The organism is Streptococcus sp. HMSC074B11 (assembly GCF_001808705.1).
GTDB lineage: Bacteria > Bacillota > Bacilli > Lactobacillales > Streptococcaceae > Streptococcus.
This window is the reverse complement of sequence record NZ_KV794273.1, coordinates 2,254-19,707: the sequence shown is the minus strand read 5'-3', so window position 1 is coordinate 19,707 and position 17,454 is coordinate 2,254. Positions and strand designations below refer to the sequence as shown.

The window sequence follows — 17,454 nt, the reverse complement described above, 5'->3', positions numbered from 1 at the left end:
AACCATCATGAAAATAGAAGGAGATAAAATGAACAATCTACCAAATTGCCCAAAATGTAATTCAGAATATGTCTATGAAGACGGAGCCTTGCTAGTCTGCCCAGAGTGTGCTTATGAATGGAATCCTGCTGAGCAAGTAGAGGTTGAAGAAGGCCTTGTTGCTATCGACGCTAATGGAAATAAATTGGCTGACGGTGATACAGTAACCTTGATCAAAGACCTTAAGGTAAAAGGTGCTCCAAAAGACCTTAAGCAAGGAACTCGTGTGAAAAACATCCGTATTGTTGAGGGTGACCACAACATCGATTGTAAGATTGATGGTTTTGGTGCTATGAAATTGAAATCAGAATTTGTTAAAAAGATTTAATCATGACTACTTGGAATAAATTTATTTTTTTCAGTCGGACTCTCTTGTTTTTCGCAGCATTTACAGGGGTCTATCTGGAAATTACCAAACGTGGTGGTTTAGGGATGTTGCTTTACTATACAGTCCTTTCCAACCTTTTGGTTGTCATCTTTACAGGTTATCTTTTGTTAAAGATGCGTAGTGGCAGTGATAGTTGGCAAAGTCCAGGAATTCTACGTCTCAAAGGTGGTGTCACTATGAGTATCATGATTACTTGTGTCATCTATCATTTCATGCTAGCTCCCTTGACGACAGATTTTTACCGTTTAGAAAATTTCCTTTGTCATTATATTGTCCCTCTCTGGTTTTTAGCAGATACAATTATTTTTGATAAGAGTCGTCAATATAAGTGGTTTGATCCCATGCTTTGGACCAGCCTTCCTTTGTTTTATATGATTTTTGCCATCTTAAACGGTTTTGTTCTAAAGATGGATGTCCCTAACGCTAAGGATAGTCCCTTCCCTTATTTCTTTTTGAATGCTACCAAACATGGTTGGGGCTTTGTCTTTAGATGGGCAGCTACTATCTTTGTTGCCTATATGGTTTCAGGATATCTGTTTTATCTTGTTAAAAACATTAAAAAATCTAAGAAATAAGAGTACCTTATATGGGTACTTTTTTAATGATTGAGATAATTGTACCCAGACAAATCGATTTTTTTTATCTTGTACTTGAGTCATTTCTACCTTAAAATAAAATTGTAGCTACCAATACAACTATTGAGGAAGAGAAAATGACTGAAAATCGTTATGAATTAAATAAAAATTTGGCTCAGATGCTTAAAGGTGGCGTCATTATGGACGTTCAAAACCCTGAACAAGCAAGAATTGCAGAGGCTGCAGGTGCAGCAGCGGTTATGGCCTTGGAGCGAATCCCAGCGGATATTCGTGCAGCTGGTGGTGTCTCTCGTATGAGTGATCCAAAGATGATTAAGGAAATCCAAGACGCAGTCAGCATTCCAGTTATGGCCAAGGTTCGAATTGGGCATTTTGTTGAAGCACAGATTTTAGAAGCCATCGAGATTGACTATATCGATGAGAGTGAAGTGCTATCTCCAGCTGACGATCGTTTCCATGTGAACAAGAAAGAATTTCAAGTTCCTTTTGTTTGTGGTGCTAAAGACCTAGGAGAAGCCTTGCGTCGTATCGTTGAAGGAGCATCGATGATCCGTACAAAAGGGGAACCTGGAACAGGAGACATCGTTCAGGCAGTCCGCCATATGCGTATGATGAATCAAGAAATCCGTCGCATTCAAAATCTACGTGAAGATGAACTCTATGTCGCAGCAAAAGAACTCCAAGTACCTGTAGAATTAGTTCAATACGTTCACGAACATGGAAAACTACCAGTCGTGAACTTCGCAGCAGGCGGTGTAGCAACACCTGCAGATGCTGCTCTTATGATGCAGCTAGGTGCAGAAGGTGTCTTTGTTGGTTCAGGGATTTTCAAATCAGGTGATCCTGTTAAACGTGCAGCAGCAATTGTCAAGGCAGTTACAAACTATCAAAATCCTCAAATTTTAGCTCAAATCTCAGAAGATTTGGGAGAAGCCATGGTTGGTATCAATGAGAATGAAATCCAAATTCTCATGGCGGAGCGAGGAAAATAGATGAAAATTGGAATATTGGCCTTGCAAGGCGCCTTTGTAGAGCATGAGAAAGTCCTTGCAAAACTAGGAGTTGAAAGTGTTGAACTGCGAAATCTAGAAGACTTTCAGCAACATCGAGGTGAGCTGTCAGGTTTGATTTTACCTGGAGGCGAGTCGACAGCTATGGGAAAACTCCTACGTGACCAGCAGATGCTACTTCCTATAAGAGAGGCTATTCTCAATGGTTTACCAGTCTTTGGAACTTGTGCAGGCTTGATTTTGCTAGCGAGACAAATCACTTCTCAAGAGGAAAGCCATCTAGCGACTATGGACATAGTAGTGGAGCGCAATGCCTATGGACGTCAGCTAGGAAGCTTTTATACAGAAGCAGACTGCAAGGGTGTTGGCAAGATTCCCATGACCTTTATCCGTGGACCTATTATTAGTGAAGTTGGTAAGGGTGTTGATGTTCTGGCAGTAGTGAACAATCAAATCGTTGCTGCTCAAGAAAAGAATATGCTAGTGACCTCCTTCCATCCGGAATTGACAAATGATCTTCGCTTGCATCAATACTTTATCAATATGTGCAAATAAAAATAGGTCGGGATTTTCCCGGCCTATTTTTACATGTAATATACAATGGCGATGTATTGGAGAGCGGAAGCTGCCAGAATGAAGAGATGCCAGATCATGTGGAAGTAAGGTTTCTTCTTAGCATAAAAACCAGCACCAACTGTATAGCAAAGCCCACCTGATACCATAAGAGTCCAAAAGATTGGATTTGTTTGACTGATGATTGCTGGTAGGATAGCCACAACTAGCCAACCCATGATGAGGTAGAGTATCAGACTAAATTTTTCATTGACTTTTTTGGCAAAGATTTTATAAAGAATACCAAAAATAGTTGTTCCCCACTGAATGGCGATAATCAGATAACCAAACCAGTTATTCATCAAGGTCAAAACGACAGGAGTATAAGAACCTGCAATCGCAACATAAATCATGGAATGGTCGATAATGCGCAAGACATACTTATGAGTGGAACCATAAGCCATAGAATGATAAATAGTCGATGAAAGGAACATGAGAAAGAGACTGATGACGAAGATGGACACACCGACAGACGATAAAAATCCATGAGCTTCATAACTATAAGTCGATGAGATAGGGAGCAAAATCAGCATGATAAGTGCCCCTACAGCATGGGTGACACTGTTTGCTATTTCTTCTCCAAAACTAAGGCGCTTGCTAAGTTTAAAACTAGTATTCATTTGTTTCCTCCTCTATATTTTCTGTATAGACTAGTGCAAGTGTTTGATGATAGAGTTTGACCGTTTGGCAGCTTGCCTGGATAATGGAATTAGCTGGATCAATGTCTTCATTCATATAGTCCACAAAAGCATTGTAAAGTTCTTGTGAGTTAGTCTCTGTGTGTAGGGTGTTTAGGGTTTGAGCAATTTCCTGGATTGAAAAAACAGACTTGAGTGTTGTTATAGCAATCAATCGGGCAATTTGTTTGCGTTGGTATTTTTTCTTTTCAGGTTTACTGATATAGCCGTGCTTCACATAGTTGTTCACCATTGATGCAGTTAAACCTTTCTCTTTAGCAAGAGAAATAGGGGAACAAACTTTATTCACATAAAGTAGGACCTGATCCAAATAGAGATCAATGTTTGGAATTTCGTCCCATTCTGGGTAGGAAAAAGTAGTTTTCATTTCCAACTCCTGTTTATCTAGTTTCGATAACTAGATTATAAAATAATAGAAATAAAAAGTCAAGTTTTAACTGCTTGTAGAAAGCTTTAAATTATGCTATGATGAGAGAAACCAGTCAGAAAAGAGGAGATAAGATGGAAATTCGTTTAGCCTTTCCAAACGAAGTAGATGCAATTATGCAGGTGATTGAGGAAGCTAAAAAATGCTTGGCGGAAGCTGGTAGCACCCAGTGGCAAAATGGTTACCCAAATGCCGACACGATTATTGAAGATATCATCTCTGGTCAGGCTTATGTAGCCTTGGACGAAGGAGAACTTTTAGCCTATGCAGCAGTGACTAAAAGTCCAGAAAAAGCTTATGAAGCCATTTATGATGGAGGTTGGGAAGGAAGAGAACCAGAATACCTTGTATTTCATCGGATTGCGGTTTCTAGAGATGTCCAAGGCCAAGGTGTTGCCCAGACCTTCTTGGAAGGCTTGATTGAAGGCTTTGATTACCTAGATTTTCGTTCAGATACACATGCTAAAAACAAGGCCATGCAACATATCTTTGAAAAGCTTGGTTTTAAACAGGTCGGTAAAGTTCCAGTAGATGGAGAACGCTTGGCCTATCAAAAATTAAAATCAAATGCCTAAGAAATATGCAAAGATACTGTACAAGTCTCCGATTGGGATCTTATCTTTGGTAGCAGATGATCACTATCTGTTTGGGATATGGGTTGAAGCACAGAGTTATTTTGAGAGAGGCTTGTCGCTAGGTAATCTAGTTGAGGTGGAAAGTCATCCCATTTTAAATCAGATTGCTAGCTATTTAGATGCTTATTTCAAAGGACAAAATCAAGATTTGTCTCAGTTACCTTTAGCTCCTGTAGGTAGTGATTTCGAAAAAAGAGTCTGGAACTACTTGCGGCGAATTCCTTTTGGTCAGACAGTTACTTATGGACAAATAGCTAAGGACTTGCAGATAGCTTCGGCTCAGGCAATCGGAGGTGCTGTGGGGCGCAACCCATGGTCTATCCTAGTACCTTGTCACCGCGTATTAGGTGCTGGCAATCGGCTGACGGGCTATGCTTCAGGAATTGACAAGAAGGCTTGGCTCTTAAAGCATGAAGGTGCAGTATTTCAAGAGAATAAGGAATAGAAAGAAAAGAAAATGTTAGAATTTATCGAATATCCAAAATGTACAACTTGTAAAAAAGCCAAAAAAGAGTTAGATCAACTCGGAATAGAGTATAAAGATGTTCATATTGTAGAAGAAACTCCGAGTGAAGAAGTCATTTTAAATTGGCTTGAAACTTCAGGATTTGAGTTGAAGCAATTTTTCAATACTAGTGGTATTAAATACCGTGAACTTGGTTTAAAAGACAAGGTTGGAACTTTATCCAATAAAGAAGCAGCCAAACTCTTGGCCAGTGATGGTATGTTATTAAAACGTCCAATATTAGTGGAGGATGGTGCTGTGAAGCAGATTGGTTATCGTAAAATCTACGACAATTTGGATTTGAAATAGTTTTTTTCTATCTCCTTGATAGGTAAAATATATAACCTCACGCTTTTAAAGTATGATAAACTAGTAGGTAGACAAAGTCTCTTCTGCTCGTAGCAAATATTTTAAATCTAGGCAGAAGTATGATAGAATGATTCATTATCAGGAGAGGATGTTTCTATGAATGTTACAACAATTTTAGCATCAGATTGGTACCAAAACTTGATGCAGTATATTCCAGACGGCAAACTGTTTAGTTTTCGTTCTGTCTTTGATGGGATTCCAAGAATTGTACAACAATTGCCAACAACATTGATGTTGACAGTATTTGGTGCTTTTTTTGGTATAATCTTGGCCTTGGTTTTTGCTATTGTAAAAATTAATCGCGTTAGAATTCTTTATCCATTACAAGCATTCTTTGTTAGTTTCTTAAAAGGGACACCAATCCTAGTGCAGTTGATGTTGACTTACTATGGAATTCCTCTAGCATTAAAAGCGTTGAATCAACAATGGGGAACTGCTTTTAATATCAATGCGATTCCAGCCGCAGCTTTTGCCATTGTAGCTTTTGCTTTTAACGAAGCAGCTTACGCTAGTGAAACTATCCGTGCCGCTATTCTTTCTGTCAATCCTGGAGAGATTGAAGCCGCTCGTAGTCTTGGAATGACACGTGCACAAGTTTACCGTCGTGTGATTATTCCCAATGCAGCGGTAGTAGCGACTCCAACCTTGATTAACTCCCTAATCGGTTTGACTAAGGGGACTTCCCTAGCCTTTAGTGCGGGTGTTGTAGAAGTCTTTGCCCAAGCTCAGATTTTGGGTGGTGCCGACTATCGTTACTTCGAACGTTTCATCTCAGTTGCCCTTGTATACTGGGTGGTAAATATCGCTATTGAAAATCTTGGCCGCTTTATTGAGAAAAAAATGGCAATCGAAGCACCAGATAATTCGAAAACAGATGTGAAAGGAGACCTTCGCTAATGATTAAGATTTCAAATTTAAGCAAATCCTTTTCTGGTCAAACCGTCTTGGATCATCTGAATTTAGATATTCAAAAAGGGGAAGTAGTAGCTTTGATTGGTTCCTCAGGAGCGGGGAAGTCAACCTTTCTTCGTAGCCTAAATTATCTGGAAACACCTGATAGTGGAAGTATTCAGATTGATGATTTCAAAGTTGACTTTTCTCAAATTACTCAAGATGAAATCTTGACTCTTCGTCGCAAGTTGTCCATGGTGTTCCAACAGTTCAATTTGTTTGAGCGTAGAACAGCCTTAGACAATGTCAAGGAAGGTTTGGTAGTTGTTAAAAAACTTTCCGACGAAGAAGCAACTAAGATTGCCAAAGAAGAGTTGGCTAAGGTTGGTCTTTCAGATCGTCAACAGCACTATCCTCGCCATTTATCAGGTGGACAAAAACAACGGGTAGCTTTGGCGCGTGCTTTAGCTATGAAGCCAGCAATCTTGCTCTTGGATGAACCTACTTCAGCCCTTGACCCAGAATTGGTTGGTGAGGTAGAAAGATCTATCGTTAATGCAGCTAAATCAGGTCAAACCATGATTTTAGTCAGTCACGATATGTCCTTTGTTTCTCAAGTAGCTGATAAGGTTTTGTTCTTGGATAAAGGAAAGATTATTGAGTCTGGAACACCAGATGAGATTATCAATCATCCTAAAGAAGAACGTACAAAAGAATTCTTTGCTAGTTACAAACGAACCTATATTTGATATAATAGAAGATAAGAAAGACTCAGTTAGCTAGGCTAACTGGGTTTGCTCTTTAAAATTAATAGAAATGAGAGAGAGCATGCTAGTTCAGCTATTTGCTTTGTATTTAGAGAGTTTAGTGTTGACAATTCTACTGGTCTTGATTATTTTGGGACTCTGGATTGGACTTAGAGCTCTGTCTGGGGTTGACAAAACTGCTAAAGCACGTCAAGCCCATCTCTACGATATGATTATGATTGGAGTTTTAACAATTCCAGTATTGTCATTTGCAACCATGAGCATTTTGTTGGTTCTCAAGGCTTAATAGTTGTAAAATGGGATTTAATCCGTTAGAATAAAAATAGTTACAACAAGAAAGAAGGAAAGTGAATGTACGATACGATTATTATCGGTGCAGGGCCTGCTGGGATGACTGCAGCCTTGTACGCAGCACGTAGCAATTTGAAAGTTGCTTTGATTGAAGGTGGACTTCCTGGTGGTCAGATGAATAATACCTCTGACATTGAAAACTATCCAGGTTATGCTAATATCAGTGGTCCTGAATTAGCTGAAAAGATGTTTGAACCTCTTGAAAATCTAGGTGTTGAGCATCTCTATGGTTTCGTTGAAAATGTTGAGGATCATGGCGAATTCAAAAAAGTCGTAACAGACGACCAAGTTTATGAAACGCGCACAGTTATCGTAGCGACTGGTTCTAAGCACCGTCTCTTGGGGGTTCCAGGAGAAGAAGAACTCAATAGTCGTGGAGTTTCTTACTGTGCAGTTTGTGATGGAGCCTTTTTCCGCGACCAGGATTTGTTGGTCGTAGGTGGAGGTGACTCCGCAGTTGAAGAGGCTATCTTCTTAACACGGTTTGCAAAATCTGTTACCATTGTTCACCGTCGAGATGAACTACGTGCCCAAAAGGTCTTGCAAGATCGTGCCTTTGCCAATGAAAAAATCAACTTCATTTGGGATTCTGTCGTTAAAGAAATCAAGGGTGAAAACCGTGTGGAATCGGTTGTGATTGAAAATGTTAAAACAGGTCAGGTGACAGAACAAGCTTTTGGTGGTGTCTTCATCTATGTTGGTTTAGACCCTGTTAGTGACTTTGTCCAAGAGTTGCAGATTCGCGACCAGGCAGGTTGGATTGTGACAGATGATCACATGAAGACAAGTGTTACAGGTGTCTTTGCGGTTGGGGATGTTCGTCAAAAAGACCTTCGCCAAGTTACAACAGCTGTTGGAGATGGCGCTATTGCAGGTCAAGAGGCCTACAAATATATTACCGAACATTATTAAAAAGGCGGTGGGACAGAAAACGATAGACAAAGTCTAGATTTCGAAGTTCCAGCCCTGCGAGGATGATTAGGAGCTTTTTGGAGTCTAAAAGACGAACAAAAAGTTCAATCAGCTACCGCGTCAAAGTTTGATTGCTAATAAAAAGTGAGGTCGGGATCTTTTGTCCCAACCTCACTTTTTATTAGAGTCGATTTCGAAAAACTTCGTACATGAGAATGGCTGCAGCGACGCTGGCATTGAGGCTCTGTACGTGCCCATTCATTGGAATAGTGATCATCTCGTCCACTTGTTTTTTGATGTTGCTAGAGATACCTTTGCCTTCATTTCCGATGATGAGAGCAATCTTTCCTTTGGTATTCCATTTGTGGCAAGGAGTTCCGTTCATATCAGTACCAAATGTCCAGAAACCTTCATCCTTAAGTTTGTCTAAGGTTTGGCTAAGATTAGTGACTCGAGCAATAGGAACGTGTTCAATCGCACCTGTTGCTGTTTTTGCAACTACGGGTGTTACACCAACTGCTCGATGTTTTGGAATAATGACACCTGAAACATTGGTTGCATCCGCTGTTCTCAAGATAGAACCAAGATTATGTGGGTCCGTTAAACCATCAAGGATTAGTAGTAGTGGGTTTTCTTCCTGGCGTGTCTTAGCAAGAATCTGCTCAAGTTCAGTGTAGGCAAATTCAGAAACGCGCAAGACAAAACCTTGGTGAACAGCTCCTTCAGTCATCTCAGAAAGTGATTTTTTGGAAGTCCAAGAAATGGATACTTTCTTTTCAGTAGCCAATTCCTTAACTTTTTCCACATTCTTTCCTCGTAAATCTTCCTGAAGGTAGAGTTTGTTTCCAGTATTTGCTAAAAGAGCTTCTGTGACGGCATGAACGCCATAGACAATATCGTTTGTTTTCATATCTTCATTATAACACAAAATCCCGTCTTGCAACGGGATTTTCTTTATTCAAGAATGAGCAGGCCATCTTTAACTTCAAATGGGTCTTTTTCATTGATACGATCATAGAACATAATGCCATTTAAGTGGTCAATTTCATGTTGAACTACAATAGAGTTATAGCCCTTAAGTTTGATGCGGTGCTTTTCTCCATCCTTATCAAAATAGTCAACGGTTACTCGAGCGTGGCGGATAACATAGCCTGGAACAGCACGGTCAACAGACAAGCAACCTTCTCCCTCGCCTAGAGCAGCGTCTTGGACTGAGTGGGATACAATTTTCGGATTGTACATGACAGCCTGTAAATCATAGGCTTCTTGAGGAGTTTCACCTTCCTCAGTGATATTTGGTACCAGTACGGCGATGATGCGTTTTGAGATGTCGAGCTGCGGTGCAGCAAGTCCAACTCCTCCACGTAGACCTAATTTTTCAGCCATAACAGGATCTTGCGAGTGTTTCAAAAATTGCATCATTTTTTCTCCAAGAATGATATCTTGATCACTCAAAGGGAAACTGACTTCCTCGGCAACAGCACGAAGAGTAGGGTTCCCTTCTCGGATAATATCTTTCATATCGATTAAATGAGCAGCTTTGGTAATTCGTTCTATAGCAGACATATTCTTTCCTTTCCTTCTATTACAATTACATGATAACACAAAACAGATGAGAAAGAAAGTCACAGAAGTTGCTAAAAAATAATATAATAAAAGGAAATACCTATTTGTCTGTGGTATAATAGAGTAAGAAAATAGACTTTAAAATCATGGGAGAAAAATGATGGAACAACGTAGTAGAAAAAGAAAAAATGGTCCCGTTTTACAAGCTATTAGACATTCCGTTCGGTTTTTCAGGAACTATAAGCAGTGGAATAATCGCACTTTTATTGTGGTCTTGTTAGCTTCGGTAGCTGTCTCGATGATGCTTACTTTATTAGTGGAAGGAGCTCGAGGGATTTCTTTAAGCAGTAGTGATCCAAGTTCCGCACACCAAGAGTCAAGTTCTCAGGCAAAGAATGCAGAGACGGAACAAGAAACGAGTGCGCGTATCATGGCAAATGGTGATTTGCTCTATCATGACATTATCTACATTTCAGCCAAAAAATCAGACGGCACCTATGATTTCCATGAAAATTTTGAGTATGTAAAACCCTGGCTGAAGCAAGCTGACTTAGTCATTGGTGATTTTGAAGGAACTGTAAATAAAGACCACTATCTTGCAGGATACCCCTTGTTCAATGCACCTGGTGAAGTTATGGATGCTATAAAAGATGCAGGCTATCAAGTGCTAGATTTGGCTCACAATCATATCTTGGATTCTCAGATTGAGGGAGTGATTTCAACTGCAGATGCTATTGAAAAGGCAGGAATGACACCGGTCGGGGTCTATACCCATGAATCACGAGATAAGGCTCCTTTAGTTATCAAGGAAGTTAATGGTATTAAAGTTGCTATTTTAGCTTATTCCTATGGTTTTAACGGCATTGAACAAAGCATTTCACAAGAGGATTATAATCGTTATCTTTCAGACTTAGACGAAGATAAAATGAAGGCTGAAATTGAACGAGCAGAGAAGGAGGCAGATATTACAATTATCATGCCTCAGATGGGAGTTGAGTATCAAATTGAGCCGACTGAGGAGCAAAAGAAACTTTACCATAAAATGATTGATTGGGGAGCTGATATTATCTTTGGTGGTCATCCTCACGTTGTTGAACCAGCTGAAACGGTTGAAAAAGACGGTGATAAAAAGCTTATCATTTACTCTATGGGGAATTTCATCTCAAATCAACGGATTGAAACCATGCAGGATGTGGAAAATGCCAAGTGGACGGAACGTGGAGTTCTCATGGATGTGACCATTAAGAAGAAATCCGGTAAAACAACTATCGAGACGGCTCAAGCCCATCCAAGCTGGGTGAGTCGTACTCCAAAAGGGGGTTATTCTCCAGAAGGCTACCCACTCTATCTTTACCAAACCTATATCTTGGAAGATTTTATAGAGGGCGGGAAATACCGTAGTCAGTTAGACGAGGCCACCAAGCAACAGATTGATACAGCCTATAAAGAAATGAATGAACATGTAGGTTTGAAGTGGTAGTGATTCGAATCTCAAGGAGACAAAATGGAAATTAAGATAGTAGCAACGGATATGGATGGTACTTTGTTAGATCCAAGAGGTCAATTAGACCTTCCTCGCTTAGAGAAAATTTTGGATAAGCTGGACCACCGTGGCGTTCGGTTTGTCATTGCGACTGGAAATGAAGTTCATCGTATGAGACAATTACTGGGACATTTAGCAGAAAGAGTCGTTCTGGTAGTTGCTAATGGTGCTCGGATATTCGAAAACAATGAATTGCTTCAAGCACAAACTTGGGATGATGCCATGGTTGATAGGGCTTTGGGCCATTTTAAAGGTAGAGAATGTCAGGATCAGTTTGTCGTAACTGCTATGAATGGTGGTTTTGTAAAGAAAGGTACTGTTTTTACAGAACTAGATAAATTTATGACTCCAGAGATGATTGAAAAGCTCTATCAACGGATGCACTTCGTCGATGAATTTGACTCTAAACTCTTCGGTGGTGTTCTCAAGATGAGTATGGTTGTTGGTGAAGAACGATCCGATTCGGTTTTACAGGAAATCAATGACTTATTTGATGGGCATGTGCGAGCTGTTTCTAGTGGATACGGTTGTATTGATATCTTACAAGATGGGATTCATAAGGCTTGGGGCTTAGAAGAATTGCTCAAACGTTGGAACTTAAAACCCGAACAAATCATGGCTTTTGGAGACAGTGAAAATGACATTGAAATGTTAGAGTTGGCAGGTATTTCTTACGCAATGGAAAATGCAGAGGATAGAGTCAAGGAAATTGCGACAGAAGTAGCGCCAGCAAACAGTCAGGCAGGGGTTTACCAAGTTTTAGAAAACTGGCTAGAAGAAGGAGAATAACTTGGCAGTACGACTATTAGAAAACTGGCTCTTAAAAGAGCAGGAGAAAATTCAAACCAAGTATCGTGAACTCAATCAAATTGCAGTAATCGAACCAGATATCATCTTTGTTGGAGATTCTATTGTTGAGTATTTTCCCTTGCAAGAATTACTAGGGACAACAAAGACCATTGTGAATAGAGGGATTCGTGGTTATCAGACCGGACTTTTACTAGATAACCTTGATGCCCACCTCTATGGTGATGCAGTGGATCAAATTGTACTTTTGATTGGGACAAATGACATTGGAAAAGATATTCCAATGAGTCAAACGCTGACCAATCTCGAGAGTGTGATTCAAACCATTTCTCGTGATTATCCACTGTCACAGATAAAGCTAGTTTCCATCTTGCCTGTCAATGAAGGTGAGGATTTTAAACAGACAGTGTATATTCGTACCAATGAGAAAATCAAGGCGTGGAACCAAGCCTATCAAGACCTAGCCTCTGCCTATATGCAGGTTGAATTTGTGCCTGTTTTTGAGAACTTACTAGATCAGAAAGGTCAACTCAAGTCAGACTTCACAACAGATGGCCTTCACCTCAGCGTCTCTGGTTACCAGGCTTTATCAAGTACTCTAAAAAAATATATTTTCTAGATTGATTCGCTAATGTGAGATAAGTTTAAGAATCATAAATAATAAAAAAATTCTTCTTGTAGATATAAAAAAGTGATAAACATTCACTATGGTCTATAAGTTGAATTTTTTGTTTTTAGTATAAATTACCTTGAATACTAGAGTCTTTTTGCTATATAAAGTAAAAAGAAGGAATAAAAATAGAGATTTAGATATGTGAATTTAACATTTACAGCTATTAAATATTCTGTATAAATGCATATTATACACTTTGCGGATATAGTTTTGGAGGATCGTTATTCTTGCTATGAGTCCTGTAGTATGGTATACTAGTAGCGTTACTGATATTATGGGGAAGAGTATTTTATTTTCGGAAAAACTCAATAATCTTACATATTATTAGTTAAAATGTTAAAAAGGAGAACTTATCACATGATAAGAAGAGAGCAACAACGATTTTCTTTAAGAAAATACAAAGTTGGTGTCGCATCAGTTTTCTTAGGAACGACCCTTAGCTTCATGATGGCTAACGGTAGTGCGGTAAACGCTGCTGAGATTGTAGCAAAGCAAACTGCTGAGAATACTGAACTAGTCGACAATAACGACAAGGAAAAGTTGAAAGAGCCATCAACGGATGTGGCAACTTCAGCTAATTCTGAAACTTCAGAAGTTAAGTCAGAAACATCAACACCTGAAGTTAAGTCTGAAGAAGTAAAATCAGAACCAACTGAAGTAAAATCTGAAGAAACAAAAGCTGAAAAAACTGAGGAAAAAACATCTGTTAGTCCTGAGGCAAAACCAGAGACTTCTAAGCCAGTAGCAACAACTGCTTCAAAAGCAAAAGAAGTTGTAGTAGCTAAGCCTAAGGCAGAAGAAAAGACTGAATCTAAATCAGAGGAAAAATCTGAACCTAAAGCAGAACTTTCAGCTGTAGCTGAGGTAACTAGCCTTGATACAAATGCTAGTGCAGCTAATGTTGAAGCAAAACCACTAGTAGATACAGAAACACTAGCTTTGGCAGCTGAAAATACAGTAAATGCAGGTGCATTAGCTACAAATGGTGGTCGTCGCCGTAATCGTCGCGCCGCAACTGAAGAAGTTGTATCTGGAGATCATAACTCTAAACCAATTGCTGTAACTACTTACCTAAAGGATGGTGAAGTTGCTACACCTAATATGACAGATTCAAATGGTGCAAGTGTTCGTTCTCAAACGGTACCAGCTGGTTACTCTGCTAAAGAGGGAGATTGGTATACATACGCTATCTGGGATTTAACTAGATTCAATGAACGTTATGGTACAAAATACTATGCTCGTGCCTATAAGAGATTTGATGAATCTACAGATACAAATGTTGATTTAATCGATAAAACGACTGGTGCTGTAGTTGAAACAAGAACAATTACTGCCTCTAGTGGTGTTCAAAAATTCACTACTACCACAGCTGCGTCTAATAGTCAATTAACCTTCCAAGTGGATTATAAAGCAGGTACTGCTGAAAAAGGTAAAACTACTCAACCATTTATTCAAAATGGTTATGAAATTGGAAAGAGTATAACAGATTTAGTTGCTGCTGGACACACACTTACGCCAGCAGAGCAAACACTTTATACTGCGGTTTATAATGCTCGTACTACAACAGATGTTCTAAACGTTGTTGAACCAGCTTACAATGGCCGTACAATTACTGATTCAAACGCTAAAATACCAGAAACAATTAATAAAACAACTTACTATAAAGTAGTTGATAAAAACAACCCTACTTTCAACGCTAATAAAACGGATAAAACTGTTCAAGATTATAAAGAAAATGGTAATGAAGTAGACTTAGCTAGATATACACTTAAAGCTGAAGAAGGACAAAGATTCACAGCATCTGGTGAGCGCCAATTTGATGGATATAAATTGTATCAAAGAGCTGATGCAAATGATCAATCAGGCTTTGTAAATCGTCCTTATACTATCGGTTCTAAATTCATGGATGCGGACCGATACGGTATCAAACGTATCAAAGAAGTTGTTGGAGAAGACGGTTCAGTAGTTATTCGTGTTTACTTATTAGATCCAAGACAACAAAGCAAGCGTTCTGATGGTTCATTAAGTACTGATGGCTATATGTTGCTTGCAGAAACGAAACCTATTAAACCAGGTGAACATAATACACAAGAATTAGTTGTTAAAAAAACACCTCTTAATACAATTGCATTCACTGGTGCTGATGGTGTTAACCATCCAAATGGTGTAGAAGTTACATTCGATTTCCAAAAAGCTGCAGGATATACGCCATATAAAACAGTATTCGTACCATTCTTAGGAGACGGGATTGGACACGGTTCAGCTAACGCACAATTAGAACGTGGAGTTGGTGGTATCGGTACAAACGTTGACTTGCTTAACACTTTGACACCGTATAAACAACCTATCTATTATTACGTAAAACAAGAGCCAGTTGAAGTCACTCCAGAAGTTGAAAAACAACTGGAAGGACGTGCACTTGTTGATGGTGAATTTACTTTCAAATTAACAGAAGATAAGAGTAGTCCTGACAAATACGAAGAAACAGTTACCAATAAAGCTGGTAAAGCTACATTCAGCAAGCTGACCTTCAATAAAGCTGGTACTTATAAATACAAAATCACTGAAACAAAAGGTTCTGATACAAACGTTGACTACGATGCAATGACAGTTACTATGACTGTTACTGTAACTGAAGATTCTAAAGGTGTTTTACAAGCTTCTGTTAAATACAGTGGTATTGGTGGATTTGCTTCAAGTGCAGATGATAAAGTCTTTAACAACTATGTTGTAGCACCAGTTAAGACTAAGTTTGACTTCAGCAAGGCTCTCGCAGGTCGTGAATTGAAAGCTGGTGAGTTCACTTTCCAATTGAAAGATTCAAAAGGAACTGTTCTTCAAACTAAAACTAATACTAAAGCAGGTCTTGTAGCCTTTGACGACTTGATCTTTGACAATACACAAGTTGGTACTCACAAGTATACTGTAGAAGAAGTTCAAGGTTCTGAAGCAGGAATGACTTATGACCCAATGAAAGCTGAAGTAACGATTACTGTTACTAAAGAAGGTCACGTTCTTAAAGCAACAAACACACTTCCTGCAGATACAGAATTCAACAATACCTTCACACCATCTCCTGTTAAAGTAAACCTTGAGTTTGATAAATCACTCTCAAATGGTAACTTGAATGCAGGTGACTTTAGCTTCACTTTGACTGGTGATAACAATGTTAATGAAACTGTAACAAATAAAGTTAATGGTAAGATTAACTTCAGCGAATTGTCATTTGATCAAGTGGGTGTCTACAACTATACTGTTAAAGAAATTAAAGGCGATAAAGCTGATGTAGACTACGATGCAATGACTATCGCAGTTAAAGTAACTGTAACCAAAGATGCAAGTACTGGTCTTTTGTCAGCTAAAACTGCAATGACCTCTACTGGTGGTGAAGCAACTGGTGAAGATGATAAAGTCTTTAACAACCATGTAGTGGCACCAGTAACAGCTCAATTTGACTTCAGCAAAGCTCTTGCAGGTCGTACACTTAAGGCTGGTGAATTTAGCTTTGTATTGAAAGACAAAGATGGCACTGTTATCCAAACAAAACAAAATGATGCCGCTGGTAAGGTTAAATTTGATGCCTTGACATTTACAAATGCTCAAGTTGGTGATCACAAGTACACTGTAGAAGAAGTTATCCCAGAAACAAAAGAAGCTGGTATGACTTATGACACCATGAAGGCTAATGTGACAGTTACTGTTACCAAATCAGGTCATGCACTTACAGCTGTAGCAACACTTCCAGCAGATAAAGAATTTAACAATACCTTTACCCCAACTGCAACACAAGCTCAATTCAAGTTTACTAAGAAACTTGAAGGTAAAGAGCTTACGAAGGATGCCTTCACATTTGAATTAGTTGAAAATGGTAGAGTCATCCAAACTAAGAAAAATGCGGCTGATGGAACTATCCAGTTTGACGCGATTTCTTATGATAAAGAAGGTGCTCATACCTATACTGTACGTGAAGTAGCTGGAACAGATACAAATATCGACTACGATTCAATGAATGCAGTCGTAACAGTTAATGTAACGAAAGACGCTGCATCTGGTGTCTTGACTGCTAATGTTACAATGCCTGCAGATACAGAGTTCAACAACTTTGCAGTAGCTCCAGTTAAGACTAAGTTTGACTTCAGTAAGGCTCTTGCAGGTCGTGAGTTAAAAGAAGGCGAATTTACATTTGTATTGAAAGATGCAGATGGTAATACTCTTCAAACTAAGACCAATACTAAAGCAGGTGTTGTAGCCTTTGATGACTTGACCTTTGATAATACACAAGTTGGTACTCACAAGTACACTGTAGAAGAGGTTATTCCAGAAAATAAAGAAGCAGGAATGACTTATGACCCAATGAAAGCTGAAGTAACGATTACTGTTACTAAAGAAGGTCACGTTCTTAAAGCAACAAATACACTTCCTGCAGATGCAGAGTTCAACAATACCTTCACACCTGCTGAAACACAAGCTCAATTCAAGTTCACTAAGAAACTTGAAGGTAAAGAGCTTACGAAGGATGCCTTCACATTTGAATTAGTTGAAAATGGTAGAGTCATCCAAACTAAGAAAAATGCGGCTGATGGAACTATCCAGTTTGACGCGATTTCTTACGATAAAGAAGGTTCTCATACATACACTGTACGTGAAGTAGCTGGAACAGATACA

The 17,454-nt window shown here is 39.1% G+C and carries 19 protein-coding genes; 15 read left to right on the top strand and 4 right to left on the bottom strand.

Going from position 1 to position 17,454, the window contains the following annotated elements; translation table 11 throughout:
• Nucleotides 1–28: 28 nt before the first annotated feature.
• The 4 genes from HMPREF2619_RS05125 to pdxT all read left to right on the top strand — a co-directional run bounded on the left by HMPREF2619_RS05125 (nt 29) and on the right by pdxT (nt 2,588).
• Nucleotides 29–367, top strand: a complete 339-nt coding sequence (locus HMPREF2619_RS05125; protein WP_049548267.1) for a zinc ribbon domain-containing protein YjdM — start codon at nt 29–31, stop codon at nt 365–367.
• A gap of 2 nt (nt 368–369) precedes the next feature.
• Nucleotides 370–1,002 carry a Pr6Pr family membrane protein gene (locus HMPREF2619_RS05120; RefSeq protein ID WP_070459655.1) on the top strand — a complete coding sequence of 211 codons (633 nt, stop codon included), beginning with the start codon at nt 370–372 and terminating at the stop codon, nt 1,000–1,002.
• A gap of 137 nt (nt 1,003–1,139) precedes the next feature.
• Entirely contained in the window at nt 1,140–2,015 is an 876-nt protein-coding gene (gene pdxS / locus HMPREF2619_RS05115) for a pyridoxal 5'-phosphate synthase lyase subunit PdxS (protein ID WP_070459652.1), read from the top strand.
• On the top strand, nt 2,016–2,588 hold the full coding sequence (pdxT, locus tag HMPREF2619_RS05110; RefSeq protein WP_070459648.1) for a pyridoxal 5'-phosphate synthase glutaminase subunit PdxT: 573 nt from the start codon (nt 2,016–2,018) through the stop codon (nt 2,586–2,588).
• Nucleotides 2,589–2,617: 29 nt separating this feature from the next.
• On the opposite strand, the gene HMPREF2619_RS05105 is transcribed toward pdxT, so the two are convergent.
• Entirely contained in the window at nt 2,618–3,265 is a 648-nt protein-coding gene (locus tag HMPREF2619_RS05105; protein ID WP_061863265.1) for a PAQR family membrane homeostasis protein TrhA, read from the bottom strand.
• On the bottom strand, nt 3,255–3,710 hold the full coding sequence (locus HMPREF2619_RS05100) for a DUF1836 domain-containing protein (protein WP_070459644.1): 456 nt from the start codon (nt 3,708–3,710) through the stop codon (nt 3,255–3,257). The genes HMPREF2619_RS05105 and HMPREF2619_RS05100 overlap by 11 nt, the downstream gene beginning before the upstream one ends.
• 134 nt (nt 3,711–3,844) lie before the next feature.
• Between HMPREF2619_RS05100 and HMPREF2619_RS05095 the strand changes: the two genes are divergently transcribed.
• The 7 genes from HMPREF2619_RS05095 (at nt 3,845) to trxB (ending at nt 8,200) form a co-directional block, all read left to right on the top strand.
• Nucleotides 3,845–4,345 (top strand): GNAT family N-acetyltransferase, encoded by a 501-nt coding sequence (locus HMPREF2619_RS05095; RefSeq protein ID WP_070459641.1) that lies wholly within the window; start codon nt 3,845–3,847, stop codon nt 4,343–4,345.
• Complete coding sequence (locus HMPREF2619_RS05090) at nt 4,338–4,850, top strand: methylated-DNA--[protein]-cysteine S-methyltransferase (protein ID WP_070459638.1); 513 nt, start codon at nt 4,338–4,340, stop codon at nt 4,848–4,850. Before HMPREF2619_RS05095 ends, HMPREF2619_RS05090 begins: the two co-directional genes overlap by 8 nt.
• Before the next feature lie 12 nt (nt 4,851–4,862).
• The gene (locus tag HMPREF2619_RS05085) at nt 4,863–5,219 is read left to right on the top strand and encodes a Spx/MgsR family RNA polymerase-binding regulatory protein (protein WP_070459635.1); all 357 of its coding nucleotides are present in this window, start codon (nt 4,863–4,865) and stop codon (nt 5,217–5,219) included.
• A 156-nt stretch (nt 5,220–5,375) separates the two neighbouring features.
• Nucleotides 5,376–6,176 carry an amino acid ABC transporter permease gene (locus HMPREF2619_RS05080; protein WP_070459632.1) on the top strand — a complete coding sequence of 267 codons (801 nt, stop codon included), beginning with the start codon at nt 5,376–5,378 and terminating at the stop codon, nt 6,174–6,176.
• Entirely contained in the window at nt 6,176–6,919 is a 744-nt protein-coding gene (locus tag HMPREF2619_RS05075) for an amino acid ABC transporter ATP-binding protein (protein ID WP_070459629.1), read from the top strand. The genes HMPREF2619_RS05080 and HMPREF2619_RS05075 overlap by 1 nt, the downstream gene beginning before the upstream one ends.
• 79 nt (nt 6,920–6,998) lie before the next feature.
• Nucleotides 6,999–7,223: a DUF4059 family protein gene (locus tag HMPREF2619_RS05070; protein ID WP_000960970.1), complete on the top strand. Its 225-nt coding sequence runs from the start codon at nt 6,999–7,001 to the stop codon at nt 7,221–7,223.
• A gap of 65 nt (nt 7,224–7,288) precedes the next feature.
• Entirely contained in the window at nt 7,289–8,200 is a 912-nt protein-coding gene (gene trxB / locus HMPREF2619_RS05065; RefSeq protein WP_060955540.1) for a thioredoxin-disulfide reductase, read from the top strand.
• A 181-nt stretch (nt 8,201–8,381) separates the two neighbouring features.
• On the opposite strand, the gene rlmB is transcribed toward trxB, so the two are convergent.
• Both rlmB and def read right to left on the bottom strand, forming a co-directional pair.
• Nucleotides 8,382–9,110 (bottom strand): 23S rRNA (guanosine(2251)-2'-O)-methyltransferase RlmB, encoded by a 729-nt coding sequence (gene rlmB, locus HMPREF2619_RS05060; RefSeq protein WP_000855759.1) that lies wholly within the window; start codon nt 9,108–9,110, stop codon nt 8,382–8,384.
• A gap of 44 nt (nt 9,111–9,154) precedes the next feature.
• The gene (gene def / locus HMPREF2619_RS05055) at nt 9,155–9,766 is read right to left on the bottom strand and encodes a peptide deformylase (RefSeq protein WP_001272935.1); all 612 of its coding nucleotides are present in this window, start codon (nt 9,764–9,766) and stop codon (nt 9,155–9,157) included.
• A gap of 160 nt (nt 9,767–9,926) precedes the next feature.
• On the opposite strand from def, the gene HMPREF2619_RS10775 reads away from it, so the two are divergent.
• The 4 genes from HMPREF2619_RS10775 to HMPREF2619_RS05030 all read left to right on the top strand — a co-directional run.
• Complete coding sequence (locus tag HMPREF2619_RS10775; protein ID WP_083279597.1) at nt 9,927–11,246, top strand: CapA family protein; 1,320 nt, start codon at nt 9,927–9,929, stop codon at nt 11,244–11,246.
• A 24-nt stretch (nt 11,247–11,270) separates the two neighbouring features.
• Complete coding sequence (locus HMPREF2619_RS05040; RefSeq protein ID WP_070459626.1) at nt 11,271–12,098, top strand: HAD family hydrolase; 828 nt, start codon at nt 11,271–11,273, stop codon at nt 12,096–12,098.
• 1 nt (nt 12,099) lies between these two features.
• The gene (locus HMPREF2619_RS05035) at nt 12,100–12,735 is read left to right on the top strand and encodes an SGNH/GDSL hydrolase family protein (protein WP_070459622.1); all 636 of its coding nucleotides are present in this window, start codon (nt 12,100–12,102) and stop codon (nt 12,733–12,735) included.
• A gap of 411 nt (nt 12,736–13,146) precedes the next feature.
• Nucleotides 13,147–17,454: Spy0128 family protein (locus tag HMPREF2619_RS05030; RefSeq protein WP_148130371.1), on the top strand; the 4,308-nt coding region annotated here is incomplete at its 3' end.

Bases quoted from the DNA above. Each gene is read 5' to 3' on its own strand.
- HMPREF2619_RS05125 (WP_049548267.1), top strand. From the start codon at position 29: ATGAACAATCTACCAAATTGCCCAAAATGTAATTCAGAATATGTCTAT.
- HMPREF2619_RS05120 (WP_070459655.1), top strand. From the start codon at position 370: ATGACTACTTGGAATAAATTTATTTTTTTCAGTCGGACTCTCTTGTTT.
- pdxS (WP_070459652.1), top strand. From the start codon at position 1,140: ATGACTGAAAATCGTTATGAATTAAATAAAAATTTGGCTCAGATGCTT.
- pdxT (WP_070459648.1), top strand. From the start codon at position 2,016: ATGAAAATTGGAATATTGGCCTTGCAAGGCGCCTTTGTAGAGCATGAG.
- HMPREF2619_RS05105 (WP_061863265.1), bottom strand. From the start codon at position 3,265: ATGAATACTAGTTTTAAACTTAGCAAGCGCCTTAGTTTTGGAGAAGAA.
- HMPREF2619_RS05100 (WP_070459644.1), bottom strand. From the start codon at position 3,710: ATGAAAACTACTTTTTCCTACCCAGAATGGGACGAAATTCCAAACATT.
- HMPREF2619_RS05095 (WP_070459641.1), top strand. From the start codon at position 3,845: ATGGAAATTCGTTTAGCCTTTCCAAACGAAGTAGATGCAATTATGCAG.
- HMPREF2619_RS05090 (WP_070459638.1), top strand. From the start codon at position 4,338: ATGCCTAAGAAATATGCAAAGATACTGTACAAGTCTCCGATTGGGATC.
- HMPREF2619_RS05085 (WP_070459635.1), top strand. From the start codon at position 4,863: ATGTTAGAATTTATCGAATATCCAAAATGTACAACTTGTAAAAAAGCC.
- HMPREF2619_RS05080 (WP_070459632.1), top strand. From the start codon at position 5,376: ATGAATGTTACAACAATTTTAGCATCAGATTGGTACCAAAACTTGATG.
- HMPREF2619_RS05075 (WP_070459629.1), top strand. From the start codon at position 6,176: ATGATTAAGATTTCAAATTTAAGCAAATCCTTTTCTGGTCAAACCGTC.
- HMPREF2619_RS05070 (WP_000960970.1), top strand. From the start codon at position 6,999: ATGCTAGTTCAGCTATTTGCTTTGTATTTAGAGAGTTTAGTGTTGACA.
- trxB (WP_060955540.1), top strand. From the start codon at position 7,289: ATGTACGATACGATTATTATCGGTGCAGGGCCTGCTGGGATGACTGCA.
- rlmB (WP_000855759.1), bottom strand. From the start codon at position 9,110: ATGAAAACAAACGATATTGTCTATGGCGTTCATGCCGTCACAGAAGCT.
- def (WP_001272935.1), bottom strand. From the start codon at position 9,766: ATGTCTGCTATAGAACGAATTACCAAAGCTGCTCATTTAATCGATATG.
- HMPREF2619_RS10775 (WP_083279597.1), top strand. From the start codon at position 9,927: ATGGAACAACGTAGTAGAAAAAGAAAAAATGGTCCCGTTTTACAAGCT.
- HMPREF2619_RS05040 (WP_070459626.1), top strand. From the start codon at position 11,271: ATGGAAATTAAGATAGTAGCAACGGATATGGATGGTACTTTGTTAGAT.